The sequence below is a fragment of the Pseudomonas sp. MF08817 genome, assembly GCF_059862705.1.
This window is the reverse complement of the sequence record NZ_JCBCUY010000099.1, coordinates 1-1113: the sequence shown is the minus strand read 5'-3', so window position 1 is coordinate 1113 and position 1113 is coordinate 1. Positions and strand designations below refer to the sequence as shown.

The following is a 1113-nucleotide window of genomic DNA, read 5'->3' as shown; positions in this document are numbered from 1 at the left end:
GGCGGTTGCAGGAGCTGAGTGCAACACGGTTATTGAATTGAAGCCGGAGCATCATGCCGCATAGCCATGGCTGCTTGCATCACCTCGCCTATGACCTCGATAGGACATTTGAAGTCGAAACGCTTACGCGGACGCATGTTCAGTTGCAACGCTATGGCATCCAGCTCTTCTTGGCTGTGTACCGACAGATCTGTGCCCTTGGGCAGGTACTGACGAATCAGGCCATTGATATTTTCGTTGCTGCCGCGCTGCCAAGGGCTGTGAGGATCGCAGAAGTAAATCGCTACGCCAGTTTTCTGGGTGATCTCGGCGTGCCGCGCCATCTCCCGCCCCTGGTCGTAGGTCATGCTCTTGCGCACCGCCAACGGCATACCATTGAGCGCCGCACTGAAGCCCTCCATCGCCGAGGTCGCCGTCGCGTCGTTCATCTTCACCAGCATCAGGTAGCCACTGGTGCGCTCCACCAGCGTACCTACAGACGAGGCGTTGGCCTTACCCTTGATCAAATCGCCTTCCCAATGCCCCGGCATCAACCGGTCTTCGATCTCTGGCGGGCGCACATGAATGCTGACCATTTCGGGGATCTGCCCGCGCCGATCCACGCCGCCAGAACGCGGTCTGCGCGTCGTCTTGCTTTGGCGCAGGCAGATGATCAGCTCCTTGCGCAGTTCACCGACTGGCAGGGCATAGATCGCGTTATAGATCGTCTCGCGACAGACGTAGGCATCTCTGAAATTGGGCATGTTCATGCTGCGCAGCTTGCCGGCAATTTGCTCGGGGGACAAACGCTCACGCAGCATATGGGCCACCAACTCGAAGCGCTCGCTTGCCGGCAACAGCTTTCGCATCGGTCGACATACCTGACGGCGGGCCTGCATCTTTTGTTGAGCTACACGGGCCGAGTAGCCGCCGAAGGCATCTCGATTACGGTGCAGCTCCCGGCTGATGGTCGAAGGGGATCGGTTAATCAAGCGGGCAATCCGGCGCAGGCTGAAGCCTTGGGCATTGCCGATTTGAATGGTGGCGCGTTCTTCAACGCTGAGTTCGGAATAGGACATAGGGGCAGCACCGTACCGGAAAGGTCAGGTGTTGCACTCAGTTTTTGCCGCCGCC

The 1113-nt window shown here is 58.7% G+C and carries 1 protein-coding gene; it reads right to left on the bottom strand.

The genetic code is table 11. The annotated features are described in order from the left end of the window. Positions 1-29: 29 nt before the first annotated feature. On the bottom strand, positions 30-1058 hold the full coding sequence (locus AC19YR_RS24755) for an IS30 family transposase (protein ID WP_169867370.1): 1029 nt from the start codon (positions 1056-1058) through the stop codon (positions 30-32). Between the last annotated feature and the right edge of the window lie 55 nt (positions 1059-1113).

Excerpts from the sequence above, each read along its gene's own strand:
- AC19YR_RS24755 (WP_169867370.1), bottom strand. The coding sequence starts at position 1,058 with ATGTCCTATTCCGAACTCAGCGTTGAAGAACGCGCCACCATTCAAATC.